Here is a 24303-nt window from a genome sequence, read left to right on the forward strand (position 1 = left end):
TTCTCGTCGGTACAGTCCGCGTGCGGCCCCGCCCGCCCGATACCATCGAGCCGATATGACTCCGCAGAGCCCGCCCACCCAGCCGAAGACCTCCGTGGTCCCGCGCCGCGCCCTCCGGGACGGCGTCTACGACGCGATCCTGGAGAAGCTGCTCGACGGCTCGACGCCGCCCGGCAGCTCGCTCAACATCGACTCGCTGTCGCGGGAGTTGGGCGTCTCCCAGACGCCGGTGCGCGAGGCGCTGGTCCAGATGGAGCACACCGGCCTCGTCGCCAGGACCGCCCTCAAGGGCTACCGCGTCGCGCCGCCGCTCTCCGCCGACCAGATGACGGAGCTGATGGACGCGCGCGCCGTCGTCGAGCTCGCCGCCGTGGAGCGCGCGGCCCTCCGCGCCGCCGACCTCCTGTCGGAACTGCGCGCCGCCCACGCCCGCCACGTCCTCGCGGCCCACGAGGTCGCCCGCCTACGCAGCGGCGAGGGACCCCCGACCGGCTACGCCGACCTCCGCGAGTGCTTCACCGCGGACTGGGCCTTCCACCTGGTGATCATCCGCGCCGGGGGCAACCACTTCCTGACCCAGATGGCCGAGTCGCTGAACGCCCACGCCCACCGGCTCCGCCAGTCCGTCGACCACGGCACCTTCGACACCGACCAGGCCGTCACCGAACACGCCGCGATCCTCGCCGCGTTCGAGTCCGACGACCCCACGGCCCCGGTCGAGGCCATGCGCGCCCACCTCACCGCCATCGACCGCCGCTCCCACGCGGAGGAGGACGGCGGGGGCTGACGGGCGGTCACCGCTTCGCGGTAACTCGGCCGGCCTCACGCCCATGAGAAGCCCAGTGGATCGGCAGAGACCAGCGACAACAGCCGCCCGTTCGCCGGCCGGTCCTAGCCGAGTAGGCCGGCGACCAGGTCCCGCGCCCAGTCCGGGCCGGCCGGGCGGTCGATGAAGACGGCGCGGTAGTAGAGCGGGCCGAGCAGCAGGTCGGCGGTGCGCTCCAGCTCCGGCGGGTCGCCGCCGCGGGCGCGTTCGCGGTCGAGGATCGCCGTGAGCTGGGCGTGCCGGTCCGCGACGCACGCCTCGCAGCCCAGCGGACCCGTGCCGACCGCCGCCCGCATCAGCTTGAGCACGTCGGGGTCGGCCAGGTCGGTCGCGTCCTGGGCGCCCCCCCGCACCACTTCGCCCCGCAGCGAGCCCGTGTCCGGCACCACCACCTCGCCGCTGAACCGGCTGCTCGCGATGTCGCCCAACAGCTCGGGCACGGAGCCCCAGCGCCGGTAGACGGTCGTGGCGTGCACGCCGGCCCGGGCCGCGATGACCGGGATGGTGAGGGTCTCCGCCGCGTCCTCGGCCAGGAGCTCGGTCACGGCGCGGTGCACGGCGTACCGCACCCGCGCGGACCGGCCGCCGGGCCGGGGGCGGGTGGCGCTCGTGCTGGGGTCGCTCGTCGTCACACCTCCACTATTGCATTGATCGCTGCTTTTGCTGCTACGCTCCCGGGTAAACGCAGCGATCACTGCAATATGGAGCTCGGATGCCCGACATATCCCAGCGCCCCGCGGCGCGCCCCAGGACAGGCACGGCGGCGTTCGCCGCGGTGGCCGCGATCTTCGTGCTCTTCACCGCGGCCTCCAGCGCGCCCTCACCGCTCTACGTCGTCTACCAGGAGGCATGGGGCTTCTCCGCCGCCACGCTCACCGTCGTCTTCGCCGTCTACGTCATCGGCATGCTGGCGGCGCTGCTCGTCGTCGGCGCCCTCTCCGACCACGTCGGACGCCGCCCGGTCGTCGCGGGGGCGATCGCCCTGGAGGCCGGCTCGCTCGGCCTCTTCCTCGTCGCGGACCACGTCTCCGTGCTGCTCCTGGCGCGGCTGCTCCAGGGCATCGCCACCGGCGCCGCGATGACCACGCTCGGCGCCGCCCTCGTCGACCTCGACCCGCCCCACGCCCCAGGACGGGCCGCCCAGTTGAGCAGCGTCATCCCGCTCACCGGCCTCGCCGTGGGCGCCCTCGGCACCGGCGCCCTGGTCGAGTACGCCCCGGCGCCCACCCGCCTGGTCTACGGCCTGCTGCTCGCCGGCATGGCGCTCTCGGCCGCCGTGCTGCTGTTCCTCCCCGAGACCTCGGCCCGCCGCCCCGGCGCGCTGCGCTCCCTCGCCCCCCGCCTCGGGGTGCCCCCCGCCATCCGCCCCGACCTGTACACCCTGCTGCCGATCCTGATCGCCAGCTGGGCGCTGGCCGGCCTCTACCTCTCCCTCGGCCCCTCCGTCGCCGCCGGCCTGCTCGGCCTGCGCAGCCACCTGATCGGCGGTCTCGTCGTCACGCTGCTCTGCGGCACCGGCGCCGCCGCCGCGCTGCTGCTGCGCGGCCGGTCGACCGTTCGGCTGCTGGACGCCTCGGCGGCCCTGCTCGCCTTCGGCACGGCCGTCTCCCTGACCGGGATCGAGACGGACGCCGTCTCCCTGGCCGCGGCCGGCACCGTGGTGGCCGGCGTCGGCTTCGGCGGCGCGGGCCTCGCCTGCTTCGGCACCCTGGCCCGGCTGGCCGCGCCGGCGGAACGCGGCGAACTGTTCGCCGTCGTCTTCGTCATCGCCTACCTGGCGTTCAGCCTCCCGGCCGTCGTCGCCGGCTTCGCCGCCACGTCCGCCGGACTGCACCCGACGGCGCTCGCCTACGGGCTCACCGTCGCGGCCCTCGGCGTGCTCGCCCTCGCCGCGCAACGCCTGCGCGCCCGCCAGACCGCCAGGCAGGCCGCCTGCCCACAGGCCGCCGTGTAGCCGGGCCGGGCGGCAACGCGAGGGCCGAGCTCGGCGAGGTCGACTACCTGGCGGCCCTCCGCTCCTGCGGCCTCGGCGGCCTGCTGGTCCGGGCCGCCGAGGCCCGGATCAGGGAACGAGGGATCGGCCGCGCGGAGTTGAGCGTGGAGGAGAGCAATCCGCGGGCCAGGGCGCTGTACGAGAGACTGGGCTACGTGGCGTACGGCAGCGAACCCGCCGGCTGGGACGAGTTGGCCCCCGACGGGACGGTGCGGCGTTACGAGACGGTGTGCACGCTCATGCGGAAAGAGCTCGCCTGACGACCGCGAGAAGGGACACGGGGATGGCGCCGCTGGTGGAGACCACGTTGGGCGAGCAGTTGCTGCTGCTCTCCCTCGACGACGAGGCCGGGACGGCGAAGGAGTCGGAGAAGGCGGGCTGGGCGATCGCCGCGGCCTCGCTCGTGGAGCTGGCCCTGGCCGGCCGGATCGACGTGACCGACGACAGGGTCACCGTCCTCGACCCGACGCCGCTCGGCCAGCCCGTGCTCGACGCCGCGCTCGCCGGGATCGCCGGCCGGGAGATGCCGGCCGGCACCAGGCACTGGATCGAGCGCCTGAAGAAGGAGGCCGCGGCCGGGGCGAGCGCCGGCCTGCTGGAGAAGGGGCTGGTGCGGGAGGAGCGGAAGAAGGTGCTCGGCATCTTCCCCGTCCGCCGCTATCCCGAGGCCGACGGCTCGGTGGAGGCCGCGGTGCGGGAGCGGCTCGACGCCGTCGTCCTCCGGGGCGCCACCCCGGACGAGCGCACGGCGGCGCTGGTGGCCCTGCTGCACGGCGCGAAGCTGCACCGACTGGCCCTCCCCGACGCCGACAAGCGCACCGTGGAGACCAACATGGCGGCGATCGCCGACGGCCAGTGGTCCGCGACGGCGGTCCGCCGCGTCGTCAAGGCCGCCGAGGACGCCATGGGCGCGATCATCGCGGTGACCGTCGCGACGACCGTGGTGACCGCGACCAGTTGACGGCCCTCAGCCGCGGCCGAGCTCGTCCGGCAGCAGCGAGCCGACCCAGGCGTCGACGCGCTCGCCGCGGTGCCGGAGCCGCTTCCTGAGCGTCGCCTCCACCCGGAAGCCGACCTTCTCGGCGACCCGCCGGGAGGCGTCGTTGCCGACCTCGGCGCGCCATTCGACCAGCGCCAGGCCCAGGTCGGCGAAGCCCCAGCGGCAGGCGGCCGCGGCGGCGGTCGGGGCCACGCCCCGGCCGCGCGCCGCCGGGGCGACCCAGAACCCGATCTCCGCCGTGCCGTCGCCGCGCAGGTGCAGGCCCACCCGGCCGAGGCGGTCGGCGGTGGCGGCGTCCTCGACCAGGAACTCGGCACGGCTGCCGGCGGCCCAGCCGTCCACGGCCAGCCGCCGGACGAAGTGCTCGGCGTCCGCGCGGCGGTAGGGGGCCGGCAGGTCGATGAACCGCTGGAGCGCGGGGTCGAGCGAGACCCGGTGGACCCAGTCGACGTCGCCCTCGGTGAAGGGCCGCAGCCGCAGCCGACCGGCCTCCAGCACGACGGGCGTCATCGCCGGTCCGCCGTCGTCTCGGCGCGCTCGCGCCACAGGCGGACGCCCGGACCGTCGGGCTCCCAGCGGTGGCAGAACCGTTCCAGCGCCTCACACCTGGCCAGCATCGCGGCCCGGCGGTCCGGCCAGGCCGGGACGTCGCCGCCGTAGGCGTGGAAGAAGTGCTCGATGGCCGGTGTCTGCTCCGGGTGGTGGGCGCGGACCAGCCACTCGCACCACGCCAGGTCCTCGACCGGCTGCCCGAGGCGGGCGAACTCCCAGTCGACCAGGGCCGTCACCTCGAACGACTCGGGGTCGAGCAGCACGTTGTTGGGCCCGAAGTCGCCGTGCACCAGCACCGAGCCGGGCTCCGCCGGGCCGAGCCCCAGGTCGTCGGTCGGGATGTCGTGGACGCGGCGCAGCAGCCGTCCGCACGAGGCGAGGACGGCCGGCGCGTGGCCGGCGTCGAGGAGCTCCTGCCCGGGGGCGCCCGGCAGGAAGCCGAGCGTCAGGGTGCCGCCCTCCGCCGCGTGCACCGGTGGCACCGGCAGCCGACCGCACAGCCGGCCCAGCAGCGCACGCTCGCGCTCCAGCCGCGGCGCGGTGTCCGGTCCCGCGTAGGTCTTCGCCACGACGGCGCCGTCGCCGAGGGTCTGGTTGGTGTAGCCGTGTCTCAACGGACGCATGCGCCGATCATCGACCACCGGAAAGCCGGTCGACAGGGCAGGGGGGCGTCCGTTGGGACGGGGCGGACCGCTCACCGGTCGGAGTGGGGCGAGGACGCCGCCTCCGCCATGGACTACCGCCCCTGCTCGGGCCCGCCCGCAGCCGACGAGGTCAGTCGCTCGGCTTCGGACGTGAGCCAGGCGGCACTGACCATTTCCGCGTTACCGGCCACGGCCTCCGCGGCCCGGACGAGCCCATCGGCGGCGCTCCGGGTGTCGCCGGCCGCGCGGGCCCGGGCCGCCTCCGCCAAGCGCTGCGCCGCCGGGCGGCGGCGTCGAAGTCCCCGGCCCGGACCCGATGGTGGAACTCCTGGCGGATCGGCCGCACGTCGTCCGGGGTCCGCCACGCGGAACGGGGCGGGGCGATGCTGGCGTACCACTCCGCGACCCGACGCTCCACGGAGCGGCGGCCGAGCTCGCCCTCCCAGGGCATGGCGGCATAGGCCAGGTCGGCGTCCATCGGGTGGAGGGCGAAGGTGCGGTTGGCCCGGCTCGCCGACAACAGTCGCACCCTGACAAGCCGGGCCAGGGCCGCGGCGACGTCGAGTTCCGTGTCGAGCCCGGCCATGATCCATTCGATCGCCTCGCGGGGCACGGGCGTACGCAACACGGCGAACACATGCAGCACCGCCCGGCTCTCCGGGGTGAGGCGGTGGTACCGGTCCTGCGCCAGACCCGAGACGATGTCCTCGCGCAGGGTGAAGTTCTCCAGCACCTGATGCAGCGTCGGCAGGGCGATCATGTCGTCCGCCACCGCGCCCACCAGCAGTTCCAGCGCCCGGGGGACTCCGTGCACCCGGACCGTCGCCCGGAGCAGCTCCTCGTCGGAGAGCCGCGCGACGCCCAGGCTGCCGTCCTGGTCGAGCTCCCGGAGCAGCGCCACCGCCTCCTCTGGGGGCAGGCCCTCGGTCAACTCGACCTCCACGGCGAACCGTCGGAGCTCCGGCGCCAGGCGCAGCGGAATCTGGGAGGTGACCAGCAGCCGTGGCGTGAACCTGGCTCGGAAGAGGCAGTCCAGGAAGATGTTCAGGTCCTCGTCCTGAACGAGACCGTCGTCCTGGAGCCGGTCTTCGAGGTTGTCCACGAGGATGACCACGAGCCGGTCCCCGATCGCCGTGAACAACTCGCCGATCTTCTCCCGCGTCGAGCGACTCGTGGCCCAGACGTTCAGCAGGTGGGCCTCCTGCTCGGCGCCGAGGAGGTGGGCACAGTCGAAGTAGATGCGTTCGAGAGAGATCCCGGAGGTCCGGGTGCTCAGGTTGACCAGACCGGCGGGCAGCTCGGACTGGGCATGGCCCGGCCACTCGCCCCGCTCCAACTCCTCCATGACCTTGGCGGCGACCGCGCTCTTGCCGATGCCCCGCCGCCCGGTGACGGTGACCATGCGGACGGCCGGCTCCGCCAGGTTGCGGCCGATCGCCTCGATGTGGTGGCGACGGTTCTTGAACAGTTCCAGGCCCTGGGCCACCGGCAGACCGATCACCCGGGAGCGATCGGAAGCCGGACGGCCCAGCGGGCCGGAGGTGTGCTCACCGCCCCTGACGGTCGGCAGGGCGTCCGCCGCCGTGGTGCCCAGCAGGCCGAGGAGCGCGGCGAGTTGGGGCTCGGTCAGCCGGGACAACACATGCTCGATCCGCACCGCGGTCAGCCGGCCAGGTCCTTCGGGACGGTGGTGCTCCGCCACCACGCCGACGATCCGCTCCCCGGCCCAGACCGCCGCTCCCGACATGCCCGCCCAGGGCGAGGTCCGTGGATCCGGGTCGGCGCCCGCCGGTGTGACGGTGATCTCCAGGGTTCCCGACCTCAGGTTGGACAGCGCCGCCACGGTTCCATCCGCCTGGTGGAGTTCCCGGTACCGCCGGCCGTTCGGGCGGATGCGCTGCTTCCACAGCGGAAAGCCCGCCGCGTGCACGCCGATGATCGCGTGGCGGTCGTCGCTGACGCGGGCGAACTTCGCGGGGGCGACCGCCGCCCCCCGCGGCGGAGACGTCAGCCTGAGGACGGCCGCGTCGCCGCCGGGATCCGACCACGCCACCGTCGCCGGTGCCGTCCATTCGCCAGGACGGTCCGATTCGAATCGCACCCGCACGTCGGTGGCGTCGACCACGACATGGGCGGCGGTCAGCACGAGAGAGTCAGTGATCCGGTAGCCGGAACCACGCCGGCGACCGGAGTCCGGGCCGGTGACGATGAGTTCGGCGATCCGACGCGGATCGAGGCCGCCGCCCGCCTCGGGGCCCGTCACCGTCGTCAGTCCTCGTCACGCAGTTCGGCACCGGCGATCAGTGCCGGTTGGTCGGGCATATCCGCGCGCACGGGCTGGAGCGTCAGCTTGATCCGCTGCGTGACCATGCCAGCCGTCCGCGCCGCGGCGTTGGCGTCGAACACCCAGAAGCGCACCTTGACCCCCGGCTCGCGAGAACGCTCCACCGCCACGGTCAGCTCCAGCTCCACCTGTTCGGCCCGGAACCTGAGATCCGAGCTCTCCCCGGCCCATGCCGCCCGGGACAGCTCGCGGCGCAGCTGCTCGATCATGTCAGCCAGTTCAACCGCGTCGTGCATCCGCATCCCCCCGACGACCTGTCACCCGACCACTCCCCGGGTCGAGTTCGCGGGGCATCTTGCCACGCGTCGACGTACCGAACGGCAAGTCTGCTGAAAGTACGCCGCGCAGGCAAGATCGCTGGGGCGCGACGCCACGGCTCCGACGAGGACCTGCCGGGCCGCGGGTCCGGGCGGTCGTTGATCGTTCACGGTGTGGAGCGGAGGGCGGCTCGCTGGGGACGACCTCAGGCGGGGTCCGCACGGACCGCGGGCTTTCCACCGCCAGGGGCGCGGTCGGCGACCAGTCGGTGGAGCGCGGCGACCGCGGGGGAGTGGTCGCCGGGTGCGAAGGCCAGGGCCAGGGTGCGGTGCGCGCGGGGGCGCAACGGTCGGGTGACGGTGCCGTCCTGGTCGCGTTCGCGGCCCAGGGTCGGGACCACGCTGACGCCGAGCCCGCTGGCCACCATGCCCTCGATCGCGGACAGTTCGCCCGCCTCGTAGGCGATCCGCAGTTCCACCCCGGCCTCCCTGGCCACCCCCAGCACCAGCGGGCGGCAGCCGCCGGTGGAGAGGACGAACGGCTCTCCGGCCAGGGCCGTGACGTCCACCGCGGGGGCGGCGGCGAGCGGGTGGCCGGCCGGGAGCAGCGCGACCAGCTCGTCCGAGCCCAGGACCACGGTGTCGAACCCCGGCGCGGGCAGCGTCACCACGCCGACCTCGACCGCGCCCCGGTCGAGCCAGGCGCGCACGTCCCGGTCGAAGCCCTCCAGCAGCCGCACCCGGACGTGCGGGTGGCGGTCGGTGAGCTGGCGCAGCAGGGCGGCGACCAGCGTGCCGGTCGCGGTCGGCAGGCTGGCAAGACGCAGCTCGCCGGTCACCTGCCCGGCGGCGTCCGCGACCTCGGTCCTGACCAGGTCGAAGTGGTGGACGGCGGCGCGGGCGTGGCGGACCGCGCGGCGGCCGGCCTCGGTGAGGGTGACGCCCTCGCGGCCGCGCACCAGCAGGGGCGCGCCGAGCTCCGCCTCCAGGGCGGCCACGGCCCGGCTGGCCGCCGGCTGGGACATCCCGATCCGCTCGGCGGCCACGGTGAACCCGCCGTGGTCGGCCACGGCCAGCAACACCCGCAGCTGTGAGAGCCGCATCACACTCCCGGTCAGGTCGATCGCGCTGGTCAGAGCGCATGTTCACCCGACATGGACGCATAGCACAAGGGGTATTTGACGGTCGTTTCCGGCGGCCGCGATGGTCATGGCGACCATTCGCTCCACCGTCAGGAGGGACGCCTTGAGCACCGCATCCTCAGTCGCCGTCGACGGAACGACCGCCCGCTACCTGACGGCCGACCGGGCCGACGCGCCCGCCGTGCTGCTGGTGCACGGCACCTACTGGAGCCGGGTGTGGCTGCCGGTGCTCGACGGCCTGGCGGAGGCCGGGCTGCGCCCGGTCGCCGTCGACCTGCCGGGGCTCGGCCGCTCGGCCGGGGAGCTGACGCCCGAGTCGGCGGCCGTCCCCGAGCTGGCCGCGTGGGTCGCCCGGTTCGCCGCCGCGCTCGGCCTTCCCGGTCCGCTGCGGGTGGTCGGCCACGACATCGGCGGTGCCGTCGCCCAGCACCTGCTGGTCGGCGCGGACGTCGAGGTCGACCGGCTGGCGCTGGTGAACTCGGTGACCTACGACTCCTGGCCGGTGCCGGCGGTCGCCCGGTTCCGCGATCCGGCGGTGCGGGCGGCGGTCACCGTGGAGGAGTTGCTCGCGGCCCGGCGCACCGCGCTCACCGCCGCGCTCGGCCGGCCGGCGTCCGAGGCGGAGATCGCCGAGTACCTGGAGCCGTGGACGGACCCCCGGGTCGCCAGGTCGTGGCTCTGCCTGGCCGCGGCGGCCGACAGTCGGCACACGCTGTCGGTCCTCCCGGAGCTGGTGGCCTCGCCCGCGCCGAAGCTGCTGGTCTGGGGCGAGGACGACCGCTTCCAACCGGTCTCCTACGCCGAGCGGTTCGCCGCCGAGGTGCCGGGCACCACGCTGGTCCGCGTCCCGGGCGCCGGGCACATCCCCATGGAGAACGACCCGGAGGCGGTGGTCGGGGCCCTGGCCCCGTTCCTCACCGCGCATTCGAACTGATACCCGCACAACTCTTGCCAGTGCCCCGACCGCCCCCTACCTTCTTCAAATATCCAATAGGATCTCGGATGTTTGCAGGAAGGCTGACGATGACGTCACCGCTGCGCAGCCGGCTGGGCGTCGTAAGCGCACCACTGGTTCTGTGTCTCGCGTCGTGTTCGGTCCTCGACACGACCCCACCCGTCCCCGACGACTGGACCCCGCGCGGTTCGGTGCCCATGGTCGTCGCCTTCGCGCCCGGCGGCGGCAGCGACCGCTCGGCGCGGGTCATCGCGCAGGGGCTCAACGAGCTCGACGACGGCTTCGACGTCAACGTCGAGAACAAGGAGGGCGGCTCCGGCGCGGTCGGCTGGGCCACCTTCATGGCCGAGCGCGGCAACGGCAACACCCTGCTGGTCGCCGAGACGGCGCTCAACACCCTGCCGCTGGTCTACGACGTCCCCTTCACCTACCGGGACTTCACCCCGCTGGTGATGTTCGCCGAGGACTCCCGCGTCGTCGTGGCGCCAGCCGACTCCGAGTTCCGCGACTGCGGGGACGTGATCGAGGCGAGCGAACGCGGCCGCGTGGTGGTCGGCTCCAGCGGGCGGACCGGCGCCGACTCCCTGGTGGTCGCCGAACTCACCCAGGAGGGCGGCTCCTTCGACACCGTCCCGTACGGGTCGAGCGGCGAGGTGATGACCGGACTGCTCGGCGGACAGGTGGACTTCGCGCCCGCGAGCGCCGCCTCCGTCAAGCCCTACCTGGAGAGCGGCGACCTGGTGCCGCTGTGCAGCATGACCGCCGAGCGCTACGACGACCCGGTGCTCGGCGAGGTGCCCACCGCCCGCGAACAGGGCATCGACGCGGAGGTCACCGTCTGGCGCGGCGTGTTCGGCGCCGGCGAGATCGCCGACGTCCAACGCGACTACTGGATAGCGGAGATCCAGGAGGCCATGGACTCCGACACCTACCGGGACTACCTCGCCGACGACCTGCTGATCCCGGCCGACCGCAGCGGCGACGAGTTCGCCGCCTACCTCGCCGAGTACGACGACCGGATGCGGGAGATCTACCGATGAAGCAGGACACCCGCCCGTCCGTGGTCGTCGCCTACGCCGCGCTGGCCGCCGTCGGCGCCGCGTTCTTCGCCCTCTCCTTCGAGTACCACTGGTCCAACCCGGAGGACGGCGCCGTCGGCCCCGGCGCGCTGCCGCGCGTCGCCGGGCTCGCCCTGCTGCTGCTCGGCCTGGTGTTGGTCGGCCAGGAGCTCCGCACCGGCACCGCGCTGGAGGGCGACGGCCTGGTCGTCGAGGACGGCGACCACAGCCCCGAGGAGCGGCGGCGGATCCGCCGCAAGCTGCTGGCCGTCGTCGCGACCATGGTGGTCACCGCGCTGGCCATCCCGCTCCTCGGGCTGCTGCCCGCCCTCACCCTGATGACGCTGTTCCTGGCCGTCGTCGTGGAACGCCAGTCGCTGACCCGCTCGTTGCTGGTGGCCGGCGCCACCTACGCCACAGCCCACCTGATCTTCGTCGTCGTCCTGCGCGTCCCGCTGCCGCTCGGCGTCTTCGACCCGGCCGTCTGGAGCGCCCAGTGATCGGAAACCTCGTCACCGGCTTCGAGGCCGCCTTCACCCCCGACAACCTGCTCTGGTGCTTCGTCGGCGTGCTGCTCGGCACCGTCATCGGGATCCTCCCCGGACTCGGCTCCGCCACCGGCGTCGCCATCCTGATCCCGGTCACCCTCACCTTCCCGCCGCTCACCGCGCTGATCATGCTCGCCGGCATCTACCACGGCGCCCAGTTCGGCGCGACCATCACCGCCATCCTGATCGCCACCCCCGGCGAGGCGTCCTCCGTGATCTCCACGCTCGACGGCTACCAGATGGCCCGCAAGGGCCGGGCCGGCCCGGCGCTCGCCATCTCGGCGATCGGCGCCTTCGTCGCCGCCATGGTCTCCCTGTTCGCGCTGATGGCGGTCGCCCCGTTCTTCGCCGAGGCCGCGCTCACCTTCGGGCCGCGCGAGATGCTGGCCGTGATGATCCTCGGCCTGTGCACCATCGTGGTGTTCTCCGGACGCAACCTGGCGCTCGGCATGGCCATCGGCCTGCTCGGCGTGCTGATCGGCTGCGTCGGCGTGGACGTCGGCAGCGGCACCGCCCGCTACACCTTCGGCGAGATCGACCTCTACGGCGGGGTGCCGTTCGTCGAGGTCATGATCGGCCTCTTCGCCATCGGCGAGCTGCTCAACCAGCTGCACATCGGCATGGCCCCGCCCATCAGGGCCAGGTTCCGCGAACTGATGCTGACCCGCGAGGACCTGAGGCGGTCGGCCGCGCCGGTCGCCCGGGGCACCGTCGTCGGCTTCCTGCTCGGCTGCCTGCCGGGCGCCGGCACCACGCTCGCCTCGTTCATGGCCTACGGCACCGAGAAGAAGTTCTCCCGCAACCGCAAGGAGCTCGGCAAGGGCGCCATCGAGGGCGTGGTCGCGCCCGACGCGGCGACCAACGCCGCCTCCAACGCCAACTTCATCCCCACCCTGGTGCTCGGCGTGCCGGGCGGCGCCACCACCGCCGTGCTGCTCGGCGCCTTCCTCGTCTACGGCATCCAGCCGGGACCGCAGCTCTTCGACAGCCAGCCGGACCTGGTCTGGGGCCTGCTGGTCTCGTTCTTCCTCGGCAACCTGATGCTGCTGCTCCTCAACCTGCCGCTCGCGCCCGTCTTCGCCCAACTGCTGCGCATCCGCTACGCCTTCCTCTACCCGCTGATCATCGTCACCAGCGTGCTCGGCGCCTACTCGGTGAAGAGCAGTATGTTCAGCGTCTGGGTGGTGCTGCTCTTCGGACTCGTCGGCTACGCCATGAAGCGCCTCAACTTCCCCATGGCGCCCCTGGTGTTGGGCCTGGTGATCGGCCCGCTGTTCGAGAAGGCGCTGGTGCAGACCTCCGCCCTGGGCGGCGACGACGGCCTCTTCCTGCTGCGCAGCCCGATCGCCGTCGCCATCCTGACGCTCGCCCTGCTGCTGGTCGCGGGACCCGCGCTCGGCCGCGTGCTGCGCCGCCGCGTGACGGCCCGCGCCTCATGAACCCCCCAACCCCGCAGACACCCGAAAGGCTTCCCATGACCTCCGCGCCGCCCCGCCCCCGCGTCGCCGTCACCCTCGGCGACCCGGCCGGCATCGGCCCCGAGCTCGTCGCCCGGCTGCTCGCCGACCCCGGGACCACGGCCGCCGCCGACCTGCTGCTCATCTCCGACCCGGCCGAACTCGCCCTCGCCGAGGAGGACTCGGGGCTGACCATCGACTACGCCACCACCCCGACCGAGGGCCGGCCGCTGCTGGTGGACAACGGGGCACGGCGGCCCGCCGAGCCCTTCGAGCGGCGCCGGGCCACCGAGGCCGGCGGGCGGTGGGCGATGGACAACCTGCGGGTGGCGCTCGACCTGGCCGCCAAGGGCGAGGTCGACGCCATCCTGTTCGCCCCGCTCAACAAGTCCTCGCTGCACCTGGCCGGGCTCGCCGAGAGCGACGAGCTGCGCTGGTTCGAGGTCGTCCTCGGCGTCGAGGGCTTCACCTCGGAACTCAACGTGCTGCCGGGCCTGTGGACCTCCCGCGTCACCTCGCACATCTCCATCGCCGAGGTGGACGCCGGCATCACCCGCGAACGGGTGGCGGCGGCCGGCCGGCTGCTGGACGGGGTGCTGCGCGGCGGCGCCGGCATCGCGGCCCCGCGCATCGGGGTCTGCGCGCTCAACCCGCACGCGGGGGAGAGCGGCCGCTTCGGCCGGCACGAGATCGACATCATCGCGCCGGCCGTCGAGGACCTGCGCGCCGAGGGGATCGACGCCACCGGGCCCTTCCCCTCCGACACCATCTTCCTGCGGGCCCGCGCCGGCGACTTCGACGGGGTGCTGACCATGTACCACGACCAGGGGCAGATCGCGATGAAGCTGATGGGCTTCGACGGCGGCGTCACCATCGCCGGCGGCCTGCCCATCCCCATCTGCACCCCGGCCCACGGCACCGCCTTCGACCTGGTCGGCAGGCGCGCCGCCACCATGGGCTCGATGAACAACGCGTTCCACCTGGCCACCAGGCTCGGCGCCGCGGCGGCCGGGCGTTAGCCGGCGACGAGATCGTCGGCGAGCTCCTGGAGCAGCCGCCGCTTGGGCCGGGCGCCGACCAGCGAGCGCACCGGCTCACCGGCGCGGAACAGCATCAGCGTCGGCATGGACATCACCTGGTAGGCCGCGGCGGTGGCCGGGTTGTGGTCCACGTCCACCGAGACCACGCGCAGCCGGTGCGCCTCCTCCCGCGCCACCTCGTCGAGCACCGGCGCGATCATGCGGCAGGGCGGGCACCAGTCGGCCGTGAAGTCCACCAGCACCGGCAGGTCGGAGCCCAGCACCTCCTCCGCGAACGTCGCGTCGGTGACCTCGGTCACGCTCGTCGTGGCAGTCATCGTCCGTCCTCCGGGGCCTCGTCGATCAGTTCGTCGATCAGTTCGCAGCGCGGCGGCGGGCCGCCCGGCACCCGGGCGCCGGCCGCCAGCTCGGCGGCGGCCAGCCGGGCGCCGAGCGTGGCCCGCACCTCGGTGAGCCGCGCGACGAAGGCGTCGAGCTCGGCCAGCTTGCGCCGGTAGACCTCGAGCGAGGCCGGGCACACGTCCCCGGCCGGCTCCCCGGACCGCAGGCAGTCGACGAACGGCCTGGTCTCCTCCAGGTCGAAGCCGAAGTCCTGCAGGGTCTGGATCTGCCGCAGCTGCCGCAGGTCGTCCTCGTCGTAGTCGCGGTAGCCGTTACCCGCCCGCCGGGACCGCAGCAGCCCCCGCGACTCGTAGTAGCGCAGGGTCCGGGTCGTCGTCCCCGCGCGCTTCGCCAGCTCACCGATGCGCATGGCTCCGAACGTAAACCTTTACGTCGACGTTCAGGCAAGCGGCGATGCCTGCGGCGCCACCGTGACGCCTCGGTGTCGGGCCCACGCCTCGGCCGCTTCGGCGAACGCCCGCCGGCCTTGTCTGTCCGGTCTGCGGTCTGCCATCTCCCGCCACATCCGCACCGTGGCGGCGGCGAAGACATCGATTCCCGCCGGGTTCGCGTCCCGCCACGCCGCGCAGCCGGCCCCCCACGACTCCGCGGCCGCGGGGCTGTGTCCGGCCGCCACCAGCTGAACGACGATCGATGCCGGATCGATGAACCCGGCCCCCCGGGTGGGCCACCCCCAGTCCACCACCCAGGCCCGGCCCGCGCCGACGATCACGTTCTCCTGATGGAGGTCGGCGTGCAGGAGGGCATCCCCGCGGAGGAGTTCGGCCTCCGACTGGTCGGAGAGAAAGCGGTCCCATCGGGTCTCGGTCCAGTCTCGCGCGGCCTGCGGGGGCCGCACCGCCCCGATCTCGTCCACGAGTTCGCGAACCACGGGCAGGTCCGCCGAGCCGGGCGAGAAGTCCGCCGGCCGCCCGTCCAGCATCTCGAAACCGAGGGCGATCCATTCCCCGTCCTCCGCGTCCCAGAGCAGTTGTGCGGACAACGGCCCCGCGAGTGGCGTGACCAGTTTCTCGCGCAGGAGGGATTCCCGCCGCCAGCCGTGGTTCGGCTCCGCCTTGACGAAGACCGCGCCGCTCTCGCATTCCAGGACCGCCGTGAGGCCCGGCTCCTTTCCGTCCCTGATGGGCCGGAACTCGTTCACGTGCCCGGTGTAGGGATGAATCAACGATTCGACCCCAGGGGGCATACCGTCTGTCATGAGATCTCTCACCGGAAAGGGCCGCACGGATCACTGGGATAACCGGGCCTGCATTCCCCCTGATCAGGCGGGCAGGGAACGGGGAAATCCCCCTTCGGGGCGCAGGGCGTCTGGGCAGGGTAGCAGGGGGTCTGATCGGGATAGCAGCGCTGATCCGGAGCGCACTTCTCGGACCGGACCGCTCTGCGGATGGTGGCGGTGGCATCGGTCATGAGCGCGCCGTCGAGGAGACGTGCCAACGGGGTGGACCTGACGTTTCCCACCGACATCCAGTCGGAGAAGACGCACGGAGAGACCTCCCCGTCCGGGCCGATGGCGGCCCTGCCGTCCCCACATCGGCCGCAGAGCCCGCCCGCGTCCGGCGCGCGTTCCGAGGCCCCACGCCCGAAGGGACGGACGCGATCCACCCCGATCGTCGTCACGCCGACGCCCCGTAGCTCCGACCGCGCTTCGCTCACGCGCTGGGCCTCGTCGGCCGCGACGATGCCGACCCGGAGCGCGATGCCCAGGCGGACGGCCTTCTCGATGTTCGCCCGGGTCCGTGTGTGGCTCGGTCGACGTGTCATGGCGTTGTGCTCGGCTGCCTGGTCCGAGTAGTACGAGGTCGCCAGCGAGACGCCCGGTTCCTGGAGCAGCCGCCACCACGCGTCCGTCACGTGCACCAGGTTGCTGTACACCTCCACCGTCAGGCCGTCGGCCAGTGCGTGGTCGACCAGTTCGGCCGCGTGTGGATGCAGGGTGGGCTCCCCGCCGATGAGTTGGACATGCCGCACGCCGCAGGCGGCGGCCTGGTCCAGCACGTCGATCCAGTTCTCGCGGCTCATGGTGCCGTGGGTGCCGCCCGGCCCCGAGGCGTTGTAGCAGTGCACGCAGCTCAGTTGGCACTTCCGCGTCAGGTCCAGCCAGAGAAAGCGCGTCATCGCGACTCCTCCCGCAGTCGGCAGGCGAACCAGACGATCTTGCCGACGCGCGGATGGGTGGCCTCCCACCCGAACCGGTCGGCCATCTCGCGCAACAGCCACAGCCCCCGACCGGAGTCGGCATCCCACTCGGGCCTGCCGACGACCGGAAATTCCGACGACCGGTCGAAGACCTGAACCACGGCCTCACCGCCGACGCGGACGATCCGCAGATAGCACTGCGGGCACTCCACGTGCCGGATGATGTTCGACAGCAACTCCGAGACCCCGAGCCGCGCCACCTCGACGGCCGCCGGCGAGGCGCCCCACCCACGGAACACGTCGGCCACCGCCCGCCGCCACAGCTCTATCTCCTGGGCACGGGCGACCAACGACCATCCGTACACGTGCTGTTCCCTGGCGACTCCCGCGGCGGCCTGCATGGCACCTCCGAGGCTCTGGTGTGACGACGGCTTCCTGTGCCAGTGAACGACCAGCCGCTACGGACTGTCAGGAACAATCGACGCTGCGCGCAGGACGTCCAACCGGAAATTTCCGCCGCGCGCGGTTCGGTCGTCAGTAACTCTGCGGCTACCTTGAGTGCGTGGCCGGTAACAGCACCCTCAAAGCGCGTATGGCGGAAGCTGGCTTCACGCAGACGGAGCTGGCCGAGGCGGTGAACGCCATCCTGCAGGCGGACGGGCACGCGGGGACGGTCGGTGATCGCACCGTGCGCAACTGGCTGACGGGCAGGACGCGCTGGCCGCATCGAAGGCAACGGGTCGCGTTGGAGGCAGTATTCAATTGCCCAGTCACCGAGTTGGGCTTCGCTCCCAGACGCGAGGTCTCGCGCCCGGCACCCTCGGAGGCATCAGTGCTTCGCCGCCGCTTCATCAGCACATCCGCTCACATGGCCATGGCTCACGCCGCGGGTACAGCCCAATCCGTCCGCCCGCGCGTGGGCTCAGGTGATGTGCAGCGGCTGTTGTCCAAGTTCGCTGTCATCGTTGCCAGCGATCATCGTTATGGCGGCAAGTTGACCATCGAAGCCCAGGCTGCGGCTCTGGCCGGAGAAGCCCTTACACTTCAGGAACGCGGCAACGCGAGCCAGCGCGTTCGCGCGGCGCTGTACGCCTGCGCGGCCTCCTTCACGTCGAGCGCCATGTGGGCCGCGATCGACGGGAGGCGCTTCGACGCGGCGCAACGGCACTTCGCTCGCGCCGCCAGTCTCGCGGCCATGTCGGGCGAGCCGACGATCCAGTTCCGAATCTGGTCTCACGCCGGAAGCCTGTACCGTCATCTTGGCCGCCCCGCAGACGCGTTGGCCGCGAACGACGTGGCCCGTCGCGCCACTCTCACGCGGCGAGATCCCATGTTCGCCTCTCTGGGGCACGCCCGGCACGCGGCCATTCATGGGCTCAGAGGTGACTCCCGGGCCGTGCGGCAGCTCCTGGGTAACGCCCAGGATGCTCTGCAACGGGCCGATTCCGGCGAGTCCCGTCCGGTCTGGATGAATGCCTTCTACGACCAGGCCGAGTTGGAAAGCCTCGCGGTGGCCGCGTATCTGGCGTTGGGAAGCTATGAAGACGCCGAAGCACACGCTCATCGCAGCCTGGCCCTCTTGAAGCCGGCGATGCAGCGTTCGCGGGCGATCACCACGGCACGTCTCGCGCAGGCGCAACTCGGACAAGGTGAGGTCGAGCGGGCTGTGGCAACCGCCATGTCCATCCCCACCGAGCCATCGGGACAGCATCCCCGAATCATCACCATGCTGGGTGAGTTCGACACGGGTCTGCGCGTTGCCGCTCCCTCGAGCCAGGCTGCCCGTACCTGGAATCAGTACTTCCGAGAGATGTGAAGGGAATCATGGTGGCCACCGCTGTTGAACTTCGTCGTACTTCTGACATCGACGCCGTCTGGACCATCCTCATCGAGGTGTATGCCGAGGTGCGAGCCGACAAACTCCATTTGCCGCACTACTCCGTGGAGCGATTCGGCGAACGGCTAGCGCGGCATGCGTCCGAGTCGGGGTGGGAAGTGGTGATCGCGTTCGACGGCGACGAACCAGTCGGGTACGCCTACGGCAATGCCATCGAGCCGGACGACCGTTGGTGGCAACGAATGACGACTCCGCTGCCGGCAGGCTGCGCGGACAAGCCCACGATGGCGCTCAAGGAGATCATGCTGCGGGCTCCCTGGCGTGGGCTGGGCATCGCTCGGCGCATTCATGACGCGCTCCTCGCGGCCAGGCTGGAGGAACAGGTCACGCTCCTGGTCAATCCCCTGGCGGGGAACGGCAAGGTCAAGGCCCTGTACGAGTCGTGGGGGTACACCGAGATCAGTTCCCAGCAACCCTCGCCGGACGGGCCCGTCCTCACGGCCATGGCGCGGCCGACGCGGGCCACGGCCCCGCGCTGAACAGGCAAGGGCGTGCCGGTGAGCGGTGCGCGATAGGATCCGCTGCCTGCTGTCGGGCTGACCAGGAGAGGCAATGCCCACCATCGCTGTGACCGGGCACATGGACCTTACGGAGGCTACCGAGCGGCTGGTGCGGGCCGAGATGCGGAGGTTGCTCGCGCGGCACGACGTCACGGAGCTGGTGGGGGTCTCCTGCCTCGCCGCCGGGGCGGACACGCTCTTCGCCGAGGCGGTGTTGGAGGCCGGCGGCCGCCTCGTCCTGGTGATTCCCGCGCGTGACTACCGGGCGCGGAAGGTGGCGCCCGAGCATGCGGCCGCGTTCGATCGGCTGGTGGCGGCGGCCGGCGAGGTGGTCACCATGCCGTGGGAGCGGGCCGGTTGCGAGGCGTACACGGCGGCGGGTAAGGAGTTGCTGCGGCGCGCCGACCGGCTCTTCGCCGTGTGGAGTGGGTCGCCGCCCACGGGGAAGGGCGGGACCGCCGACGTGGTCGTCGAGGCCCGTGCGGCCGGCATTCCGGTGGACGTGGTGTGGCCGGCGGGTGCCGCGCGGCGCGGCTGACCGGCACGCGTTCGCAACCCTCGGCAGCCACCGGAACTGAGCGGAGATGACGTCGGTGGTCTGCGGCATCACCAAGGTGGGCGCCTAATAACAAGAGTTTTGTTAAAGTGGCTCCATGGCCACTCCTCTCCCGCCCGGCGAAGGTCCTGTCCGTCCGGTCTCCGTATCGCTCCACGAGGGCACCATCGCGGCGCTCAGGGCGCGAACCGGCAAGCGGGGTATGTCCGCCTATGTCGAGGCACTCATCCAGCGCCAGCTGGAGCGAGAGCGGCTGCGTGAGCTCATCGAGGACGCGGAAGCCGAGCACGGGCCGGTCGACCAGGCCGCGGTCGAGGCCAAGCGGGCGATCCTGCGTGGCGACGAGGCGGATTCGGTGGACGCCGCGTGAGCGGCACTCTCGTACTGGACTGCGAGGGCCTGTCCAGCCTCGTACGGCGCTCGCCCGAGCTGACCGAATGGCTCGCCGCCGCCGAGGCCGACGACATCCGCGTCATCACCAGCTCCGTCACCCTCGTCGAGGCACGCGATCCCAAGACGAAGCAGGCCCGCTTCGACTACGCCGTCTCCCGCGTGAACATCGTCCCGCCCACCGAAGCCATCGCCCGGCATGCCAGCAAGCTCCTTGCAGTAGCGGGACTGCATGGACACAAGTACGCCCTCGACGCCATTGTCGCCGCCACCGCACTCGCCTCGCCCGCCCCGGTAACCGTCCTGACGTCAGACCCCGAAGACCTCCTCATGCTGTGTGGCGCCGGCGCGCGCGTCCTCAAGATCTGACCCCTGGCAACGGCCTGACCGCCACGCGGTCGGCAGGGGGCGCGGCCGTCCGCCCGTGCCGGCCGCAAAACTTTGTGTCGACATGGCGGCAAACCGCAGGGGACCGTGACGCAGACTGGGGTCATGGACCTGCAGATCACCGCCACCGACCCCGAGCACCCGATCACCCTCCTCGACCTGCCCTGGGACGTGCCGCTGACCGACTGGCCCGAGAAGCACCTGGTCTCGCTGCCCCGCGGCATCTCCCGGCACGTGGTGCGGTTCGCCAGGGCCGGCGGCGAGGTCGTCGCCGTCAAGGAGGTCGGCGAGTGGGCCGCGGTCCGCGAGTACGGGCTGCTGCGCGACCTGGGCCGGCTCGACGTGCCGGCGGTCGACCCGGTGGCCGTGGTCACCGGCCGGTACGACGCGCACGGCGAGCCGCTCGAACCCGTCCTGATCACCCGGCAGCTGAAGGGCTCGCTGCCCTACCGGTCGATGTTCGAGACCACCATGCGCCCCACCACCATCAAGCGCCTGCTCGACGCGCTCGCCGTGCTGCTGGTCCGGCTGCACCTCAACGGCTTCGCCTGGGGCGACTGCTCGCTCTCCAACACCCTCTTCCGCCGGGACGCCGGCGCCTACGCGGCCTACCTGGTCGACGCCGAGACCGGCCAGATCCAGCCCACCCTCTCCAGAGGACAGCGCGATTACGACCTGGAGGTGGCCCGGGTCAACATCGCCGGCGAGCTGATGGACCTGGAGGCGGGCGGCTCCCTGCACCCGTCCGTCGACCCCGTCCCCTTCGGCGACGAGATCTGCGAGCGCTACGGCGAGCTGTGGCACGAGCTCACCCGCACCTCCGTCTACCCCAAGGACAAGCGCCACTACATCGACCGGCGGATAAGGCGACTCAACGACCTGGGCTTCGACGTCGCCGAGATGCAGATCAAGCGCTCGCCCGACGGGGACGCCGTCACCTTCTGGCCCAAGGTCGTGGACGCCGGCCACCACCAGCGCCAGCTGCTCCGCCTCACCGGCCTGGACGCCGAGGAGAACCAGGCCCGCAGCCTGCTGCGCGACCTGGAGACCTGGATGGTCACGCAGGACGACTACGCGCCGGGCGACCCGCTCGGCGCCCGCCCCGAGGTGCTGGCCCACCGCTGGGTGCGCGACGTCTTCCGGCCCACCGTCCGGGCCGTGCCGCGCGAGCTGCGGGAAAGCGTGGACACCGCGCAGATCTACCACGAACTGCTCGAACACCGGCTGCTGCTCTCCGAGCGGCGCCGGGAGGACGTCACCATGGAGGAGGCCGCCCGCGACTACGTGGCTCGTCGTGGCGAGCGCGGCCCCGACGACGAGGGCGCGGTTGTCTTCCCGGTCTGACCCGGCCGTCTCCTCCCGGCCACCGCCCGGATCACCGAAGGACACGTCGCGGCGCCATGCTCGTCGCGTGCTCCGACGGATCCTCTGTCTGCTGCCGATCGTCGCCGTGGCCGTCTGGCTCTACCACAACAGGACGCACCTGGGCTCTGGCGTCCGGCAGGCGCTCGACGGGAACGGGTACTGGATGCTGGCCGCCGTGGCCAGCACCCTGCTCGGCTGGGTCGCCGTCTCCTTCGCCCGGCAGGGCACGGTGCTGGAACGCCTGCCCGCCGGCCGGCTGCTGGTCACCCAGTTCGCCGCCGGCGCCGCCAACCACCTGCTGCCCTCCGGGATCGGCGCCGGCGCCGTCAACATCCGCTTCATGGCCCGCTGCGGCCTGCCGCCGGCCCGCTACTCGGCCGCGCTCGCCCTCTACTACCTCGCCGAGGGCGTCGCCCGCGGGACGCTGCTGCTCGCGCTGCTGCTCGCCTTCCCCGAGGCGCTGCGTCTCGAGACGCTGCTGCCCGAGGAGATCGGCCTGTCGCTCGCCGCCACCGCGGCGGTCGCCGGGCTGCTCGCGGTGGCCGTGGCGATGGCCTGCGTGGGGAGGATCCGCCGGGCCGTGGCCACCTTCGTCCGCACCGCGCTCACCGACGTCCGCTCGCTGCACGCCAGGCCGTCCCGGGCGCTGGCGCTGTGGGGCGGCTCCTTCGCCTTCCCGATGCTGCAGGCCGCCGGACTCGTGACCGTGGCCCTCGCGCTCGGCCTGACCGTGCCGGTCGGCCACCTGGTGCTCGCCTACCTGGCCGCCTCCGTGGTGGCGGCCGCCGTGCCCTCGCCCGGCGGCATCGGCTCGGTCGACGCGGCGCTGGTCGTCGCCCTGGTGGCCACCGGCGCCACCGCGGGCGCCGCCACCGCGACCGTGGTGGTGTTCCGGGTGATCACCGTCTGGCTCCCGCTCCTCCCCGGCGCGCTGGTCCTCGCCGGCCTGGTGCGGTGGAAGGTGGTGTGACGCCGGGCGAAAGCGGCGGGGTGGGGTCGCGTGGCGCCACGGCGATCGGCCGCCGCCCATGGCGGGCGGTGCCGCCGCCAGCCGGCGCTGGTGCGGCGGAAGGCCTGCTGACCGGCCTCGCCCCCGTGTCGGGGCCATTCGGCCCCGACACGGGGAGGCGGGCCGCCGTCCGCGGTGGGCGGTGCCGCCGCCAGGTGGCTACTGGCCGACCAGGCCCGGCTCCAGCACCTTGGTGTAGAGCACCGCGCCGCCCAGTTCGCGCAGCCTGACGGTCAACTCGCCGCTGTCACCGTCGATCGCCACCTCGCCGTAGAACTGGTAGCCCTCGGCCGGCGACACGTTGCCGCGCTCCGGCGCCTTGACGAACACCCGCTCCGGGCCGAAGGTGCCGTCCAGCGCGCTGGCCGGGAAGGCGCCCGCGTTGATCGGCCCGGTCACGAACTCCCAGAACGGCTCGAAGTCGCCGAACGCCGCCCTGGACGGCTGGTAGTGCTGCGCCGAGGTGTGGTGCACGTCGGCCGTCAGCCAGACGGTGCCGGTGATCCGGCGGTGCTTCACGAAGCGCAGCAGCTCGGCGATCTGCAGCTCACGGCCGAGCGGCGCGCCCGGGTCGGCGTTGGCGATCGCCTCGAAGTCGGTGGCGCCGTCCGGCACCACCAGGCCGATCGGCATGTCGGCCGCGATCACCTTCCACACCGCCCGGGAGCGGGACAGCTCGGTCTTGAGCCAGCGCAGCTGCTCGGCGCCGAGGATGCCCTGCTCGTTCTCCTGCTCCCGGCCCGGGGAGTTGGCGTCCCGGTGGGTGCGCATGTCGAGCACGAACACGTCGAGCAGCGGCCCGTAGCGCACCACCCGGTGCACCCGCCCGTCGCGGGTGGGGCTCAGCGTGGGGATGGGGAAGTACTCGGCGAACGCGCGCCGCGCCCTGGCGGCCAGCACGTCGACGGACTTCTCGGTGTAGCGGGCGTCGGTCAGGATCTCGCCCGGGTACCAGTTGTTGGTGACCTCGTGGTCGTCCCACTGCACGATGGCCGGCACCTGGGCGTTGAAGCGCCGCAGGTTGGCGTCCTGGAGGTTGTAGCGGAAGTTGCCCCGGTACTCGGCGAGGGTCTCGGCGACCTTCGCCTTCTCGGGGGTGGTGACATTGCGCCACACCCGGCCGTCCGGCAGCGTCACGCTGTCGGTGAGCGGCCCGTCCGCGTAGACGGTGTCGCCGCTGAAGAGGAAGAAGTCGGGGTCGAGGCGGCGCATCTCCTCGAACAGCAGGTAGCCGCCGAGCTCCTGGTTGATGCCCCAGCCCTGGCCGGCGAGGTCGCCCGACCACACGAAGCCCACCCCGTCGCGGCGGCGGGCCGGCGCGGTGCGGAAGGTGCCGGTCACCGGCTCGCCGACCCGGCGCGGGTCGTCGGGGTCGGCGAGCAGCACCCGGTAGTGCACCTGCTCGCCGGCCGGCAGGTCGCGCAGCGGCGTGGTGCCGGTGAAGTCGGTGCCCGGGCCGAGCAGCGGGCCGCGCCAGCGCTCGACGCGCCGGAACGAGTCGGTGGCCGAGGTCTCCACGATCATCCGGGCCGGCCGGTCGGAGCGCGCCCAGACCAGACCGGACGAGCTGGTGACGTCCCCGACCTGGACGCCCCAGTCGGCGCTCGGCCGGCCGGAGAGCGCCAGGGCGGGCGCGGTGCCGGCGAGCGCGGGCAGGCCGAGCCCGGCCGAGGCGGCGAGGCCGCCGCGCAGCACGTTTCTCCTGGACGGTCGCATCGAGGGCAACTCCGGCATCCGCTCTCTCCTGTCGCTCACGCGTTCTTCGACAGTCGGCAGCATGGTCCGGAGACCGCCCGCGGCCGAGGCACACGGGCGGAAATCTCGGCGAACAGCAGCCCAACG

28 protein-coding genes are annotated in these 24303 nt (G+C 72.6%); 16 read left to right on the plus strand and 12 right to left on the minus strand.

Annotated features, from left to right (window positions below):
* The first annotated feature begins 55 nt into the window (after nt 1-55).
* Nucleotides 56-787, plus strand: a complete 732-nt coding sequence (locus RNC47_RS02845; protein ID WP_311595179.1) for a GntR family transcriptional regulator — start codon at nt 56-58, stop codon at nt 785-787.
* A 104-nt stretch (nt 788-891) separates the two neighbouring features.
* Here RNC47_RS02845 and RNC47_RS02850 read toward each other — a convergent pair whose 3' ends face one another.
* The gene (locus RNC47_RS02850) at nt 892-1458 is read right to left on the minus strand and encodes a TetR-like C-terminal domain-containing protein (protein ID WP_311595182.1); all 567 of its coding nucleotides are present in this window, start codon (nt 1456-1458) and stop codon (nt 892-894) included.
* 80 nt (nt 1459-1538) lie between these two features.
* On the opposite strand from RNC47_RS02850, the gene RNC47_RS02855 reads away from it, so the two are divergent.
* Genes RNC47_RS02855 through RNC47_RS02865 form a run of 3 tightly spaced genes read left to right on the plus strand, consistent with a single transcriptional unit; the run spans nt 1539 to nt 3780 of the window.
* Nucleotides 1539-2780 (plus strand): MFS transporter, encoded by a 1242-nt coding sequence (locus RNC47_RS02855; protein WP_311595184.1) that lies wholly within the window; start codon nt 1539-1541, stop codon nt 2778-2780.
* On the plus strand, nt 2759-3079 hold the full coding sequence (locus RNC47_RS02860; protein ID WP_449657344.1) for a GNAT family N-acetyltransferase: 321 nt from the start codon (nt 2759-2761) through the stop codon (nt 3077-3079). Before RNC47_RS02855 ends, RNC47_RS02860 begins: the two co-directional genes overlap by 22 nt.
* A gap of 23 nt (nt 3080-3102) precedes the next feature.
* Nucleotides 3103-3780, plus strand: a complete 678-nt coding sequence (locus tag RNC47_RS02865; protein WP_311595185.1) for a GOLPH3/VPS74 family protein — start codon at nt 3103-3105, stop codon at nt 3778-3780.
* Nucleotides 3781-3786: 6 nt separating this feature from the next.
* Here RNC47_RS02865 and RNC47_RS02870 read toward each other — a convergent pair whose 3' ends face one another.
* The 5 genes from RNC47_RS02870 to RNC47_RS02890 all read right to left on the minus strand — a co-directional run bounded on the left by RNC47_RS02870 (nt 3787) and on the right by RNC47_RS02890 (nt 8719).
* Nucleotides 3787-4329, minus strand: coding sequence for a GNAT family N-acetyltransferase (locus RNC47_RS02870; RefSeq protein WP_311595187.1), 543 nt, complete (start codon nt 4327-4329; stop codon nt 3787-3789).
* Entirely contained in the window at nt 4326-4994 is a 669-nt protein-coding gene (locus RNC47_RS02875; RefSeq protein WP_311595189.1) for a phosphotransferase family protein, read from the minus strand. The genes RNC47_RS02870 and RNC47_RS02875 overlap by 4 nt, the downstream gene beginning before the upstream one ends.
* A gap of 151 nt (nt 4995-5145) precedes the next feature.
* The gene (locus RNC47_RS02880) at nt 5146-7278 is read right to left on the minus strand and encodes a serine protease (protein WP_311595191.1); all 2133 of its coding nucleotides are present in this window, start codon (nt 7276-7278) and stop codon (nt 5146-5148) included.
* 5 nt (nt 7279-7283) lie between these two features.
* Nucleotides 7284-7601, minus strand: coding sequence for a trypco2 family protein (locus tag RNC47_RS02885; RefSeq protein WP_311595192.1), 318 nt, complete (start codon nt 7599-7601; stop codon nt 7284-7286).
* A gap of 221 nt (nt 7602-7822) precedes the next feature.
* Nucleotides 7823-8719 carry a LysR family transcriptional regulator gene (locus RNC47_RS02890; RefSeq protein WP_311595194.1) on the minus strand — a complete coding sequence of 299 codons (897 nt, stop codon included), beginning with the start codon at nt 8717-8719 and terminating at the stop codon, nt 7823-7825.
* Between the two features lie 142 nt (nt 8720-8861).
* Between RNC47_RS02890 and RNC47_RS02895 the strand changes: the two genes are divergently transcribed.
* The 5 genes from RNC47_RS02895 (at nt 8862) to RNC47_RS02915 (ending at nt 13795) form a co-directional block, all read left to right on the plus strand.
* Nucleotides 8862-9692, plus strand: coding sequence for an alpha/beta fold hydrolase (locus tag RNC47_RS02895; protein ID WP_311595195.1), 831 nt, complete (start codon nt 8862-8864; stop codon nt 9690-9692).
* An 89-nt stretch (nt 9693-9781) separates the two neighbouring features.
* Nucleotides 9782-10753, plus strand: coding sequence for a tripartite tricarboxylate transporter substrate binding protein (locus RNC47_RS02900; RefSeq protein ID WP_311595196.1), 972 nt, complete (start codon nt 9782-9784; stop codon nt 10751-10753).
* Nucleotides 10750-11271, plus strand: a complete 522-nt coding sequence (locus RNC47_RS02905; protein ID WP_311595197.1) for a tripartite tricarboxylate transporter TctB family protein — start codon at nt 10750-10752, stop codon at nt 11269-11271. The genes RNC47_RS02900 and RNC47_RS02905 overlap by 4 nt, the downstream gene beginning before the upstream one ends.
* Nucleotides 11268-12758: a tripartite tricarboxylate transporter permease gene (locus tag RNC47_RS02910; protein ID WP_311595198.1), complete on the plus strand. Its 1491-nt coding sequence runs from the start codon at nt 11268-11270 to the stop codon at nt 12756-12758. The genes RNC47_RS02905 and RNC47_RS02910 overlap by 4 nt, the downstream gene beginning before the upstream one ends.
* Before the next feature lie 35 nt (nt 12759-12793).
* Nucleotides 12794-13795 carry a 4-hydroxythreonine-4-phosphate dehydrogenase PdxA gene (locus tag RNC47_RS02915; RefSeq protein ID WP_311595199.1) on the plus strand — a complete coding sequence of 334 codons (1002 nt, stop codon included), beginning with the start codon at nt 12794-12796 and terminating at the stop codon, nt 13793-13795.
* Here the strand turns inward: RNC47_RS02915 and trxA are convergent.
* The 5 genes from trxA to RNC47_RS02940 are packed head-to-tail and all read right to left on the minus strand — an operon-like array spanning nt 13792 to nt 16758.
* Nucleotides 13792-14133 (minus strand): thioredoxin, encoded by a 342-nt coding sequence (gene trxA / locus RNC47_RS02920; protein WP_311595200.1) that lies wholly within the window; start codon nt 14131-14133, stop codon nt 13792-13794. The two genes, RNC47_RS02915 and trxA, sit on opposite strands and share 4 nt — an antisense overlap.
* On the minus strand, nt 14130-14567 hold the full coding sequence (locus RNC47_RS02925; RefSeq protein WP_311595201.1) for a MerR family transcriptional regulator: 438 nt from the start codon (nt 14565-14567) through the stop codon (nt 14130-14132). Before RNC47_RS02925 ends, trxA begins: the two co-directional genes overlap by 4 nt.
* 30 nt (nt 14568-14597) lie before the next feature.
* Complete coding sequence (locus RNC47_RS02930; protein ID WP_311595203.1) at nt 14598-15443, minus strand: hypothetical protein; 846 nt, start codon at nt 15441-15443, stop codon at nt 14598-14600.
* Nucleotides 15425-16336: a radical SAM/SPASM domain-containing protein gene (locus tag RNC47_RS02935; RefSeq protein WP_311595204.1), complete on the minus strand. Its 912-nt coding sequence runs from the start codon at nt 16334-16336 to the stop codon at nt 15425-15427. Before RNC47_RS02935 ends, RNC47_RS02930 begins: the two co-directional genes overlap by 19 nt.
* Nucleotides 16333-16758 carry an ATP-binding protein gene (locus tag RNC47_RS02940; RefSeq protein WP_311595205.1) on the minus strand — a complete coding sequence of 142 codons (426 nt, stop codon included), beginning with the start codon at nt 16756-16758 and terminating at the stop codon, nt 16333-16335. Before RNC47_RS02940 ends, RNC47_RS02935 begins: the two co-directional genes overlap by 4 nt.
* A 161-nt stretch (nt 16759-16919) precedes the next feature.
* Here RNC47_RS02940 and RNC47_RS02945 point away from each other — a divergent pair, with 161 nt between their 5' ends.
* The 7 genes from RNC47_RS02945 (at nt 16920) to RNC47_RS02975 (ending at nt 22422) form a co-directional block, all read left to right on the plus strand.
* Nucleotides 16920-18173, plus strand: a complete 1254-nt coding sequence (locus tag RNC47_RS02945; RefSeq protein ID WP_311595207.1) for a helix-turn-helix transcriptional regulator — start codon at nt 16920-16922, stop codon at nt 18171-18173.
* A gap of 8 nt (nt 18174-18181) precedes the next feature.
* Complete coding sequence (locus RNC47_RS02950) at nt 18182-18733, plus strand: GNAT family N-acetyltransferase (protein ID WP_311595208.1); 552 nt, start codon at nt 18182-18184, stop codon at nt 18731-18733.
* A gap of 73 nt (nt 18734-18806) precedes the next feature.
* Nucleotides 18807-19292: a hypothetical protein gene (locus RNC47_RS02955; RefSeq protein WP_311595210.1), complete on the plus strand. Its 486-nt coding sequence runs from the start codon at nt 18807-18809 to the stop codon at nt 19290-19292.
* 115 nt (nt 19293-19407) lie between these two features.
* Entirely contained in the window at nt 19408-19680 is a 273-nt protein-coding gene (locus RNC47_RS02960; protein ID WP_311595212.1) for a hypothetical protein, read from the plus strand.
* Nucleotides 19677-20069: a type II toxin-antitoxin system VapC family toxin gene (locus RNC47_RS02965; RefSeq protein WP_311595216.1), complete on the plus strand. Its 393-nt coding sequence runs from the start codon at nt 19677-19679 to the stop codon at nt 20067-20069. Before RNC47_RS02960 ends, RNC47_RS02965 begins: the two co-directional genes overlap by 4 nt.
* 123 nt (nt 20070-20192) lie before the next feature.
* On the plus strand, nt 20193-21431 hold the full coding sequence (locus tag RNC47_RS02970; protein WP_311595217.1) for a DUF4032 domain-containing protein: 1239 nt from the start codon (nt 20193-20195) through the stop codon (nt 21429-21431).
* 67 nt (nt 21432-21498) lie between these two features.
* Nucleotides 21499-22422, plus strand: a complete 924-nt coding sequence (locus RNC47_RS02975) for a lysylphosphatidylglycerol synthase transmembrane domain-containing protein (protein ID WP_311595219.1) — start codon at nt 21499-21501, stop codon at nt 22420-22422.
* Between the two features lie 198 nt (nt 22423-22620).
* On the opposite strand, the gene RNC47_RS02980 is transcribed toward RNC47_RS02975, so the two are convergent.
* Nucleotides 22621-24195, minus strand: coding sequence for an alkaline phosphatase D family protein (locus RNC47_RS02980; RefSeq protein WP_311595594.1), 1575 nt, complete (start codon nt 24193-24195; stop codon nt 22621-22623).
* Between the last annotated feature and the right edge of the window lie 108 nt (nt 24196-24303).

The sequence above is a fragment of the Streptomyces millisiae genome (assembly GCF_031845425.1).
GTDB classification, from domain to species: Bacteria; Actinomycetota; Actinomycetes; order Streptomycetales; family Streptomycetaceae; genus Streptomyces; species Streptomyces millisiae.

Coding starts and splice junctions, on each gene's coding strand:
- RNC47_RS02845 (WP_311595179.1), top strand. CDS start 56: ATGACTCCGCAGAGCCCGCCCACCCAGCCGAAGACCTCCGTGGTCCCG.
- RNC47_RS02855 (WP_311595184.1), top strand. CDS start 1,539: ATGCCCGACATATCCCAGCGCCCCGCGGCGCGCCCCAGGACAGGCACG.
- RNC47_RS02865 (WP_311595185.1), top strand. CDS start 3,103: ATGGCGCCGCTGGTGGAGACCACGTTGGGCGAGCAGTTGCTGCTGCTC.
- RNC47_RS02870 (WP_311595187.1), bottom strand. CDS start 4,329: ATGACGCCCGTCGTGCTGGAGGCCGGTCGGCTGCGGCTGCGGCCCTTC.
- RNC47_RS02875 (WP_311595189.1), bottom strand. CDS start 4,994: ATGCGTCCGTTGAGACACGGCTACACCAACCAGACCCTCGGCGACGGC.
- RNC47_RS02885 (WP_311595192.1), bottom strand. CDS start 7,601: ATGCGGATGCACGACGCGGTTGAACTGGCTGACATGATCGAGCAGCTG.
- RNC47_RS02890 (WP_311595194.1), bottom strand. CDS start 8,719: ATGCGGCTCTCACAGCTGCGGGTGTTGCTGGCCGTGGCCGACCACGGC.
- RNC47_RS02900 (WP_311595196.1), top strand. CDS start 9,782: ATGACGTCACCGCTGCGCAGCCGGCTGGGCGTCGTAAGCGCACCACTG.
- RNC47_RS02905 (WP_311595197.1), top strand. CDS start 10,750: ATGAAGCAGGACACCCGCCCGTCCGTGGTCGTCGCCTACGCCGCGCTG.
- RNC47_RS02915 (WP_311595199.1), top strand. CDS start 12,794: ATGACCTCCGCGCCGCCCCGCCCCCGCGTCGCCGTCACCCTCGGCGAC.
- trxA (WP_311595200.1), bottom strand. CDS start 14,133: ATGACTGCCACGACGAGCGTGACCGAGGTCACCGACGCGACGTTCGCG.
- RNC47_RS02925 (WP_311595201.1), bottom strand. CDS start 14,567: ATGCGCATCGGTGAGCTGGCGAAGCGCGCGGGGACGACGACCCGGACC.
- RNC47_RS02935 (WP_311595204.1), bottom strand. CDS start 16,336: ATGACGCGCTTTCTCTGGCTGGACCTGACGCGGAAGTGCCAACTGAGC.
- RNC47_RS02940 (WP_311595205.1), bottom strand. CDS start 16,758: ATGCAGGCCGCCGCGGGAGTCGCCAGGGAACAGCACGTGTACGGATGG.
- RNC47_RS02950 (WP_311595208.1), top strand. CDS start 18,182: ATGGTGGCCACCGCTGTTGAACTTCGTCGTACTTCTGACATCGACGCC.
- RNC47_RS02955 (WP_311595210.1), top strand. CDS start 18,807: ATGCCCACCATCGCTGTGACCGGGCACATGGACCTTACGGAGGCTACC.
- RNC47_RS02960 (WP_311595212.1), top strand. CDS start 19,408: ATGGCCACTCCTCTCCCGCCCGGCGAAGGTCCTGTCCGTCCGGTCTCC.
- RNC47_RS02970 (WP_311595217.1), top strand. CDS start 20,193: ATGGACCTGCAGATCACCGCCACCGACCCCGAGCACCCGATCACCCTC.
- RNC47_RS02980 (WP_311595594.1), bottom strand. CDS start 24,195: ATGCCGGAGTTGCCCTCGATGCGACCGTCCAGGAGAAACGTGCTGCGC.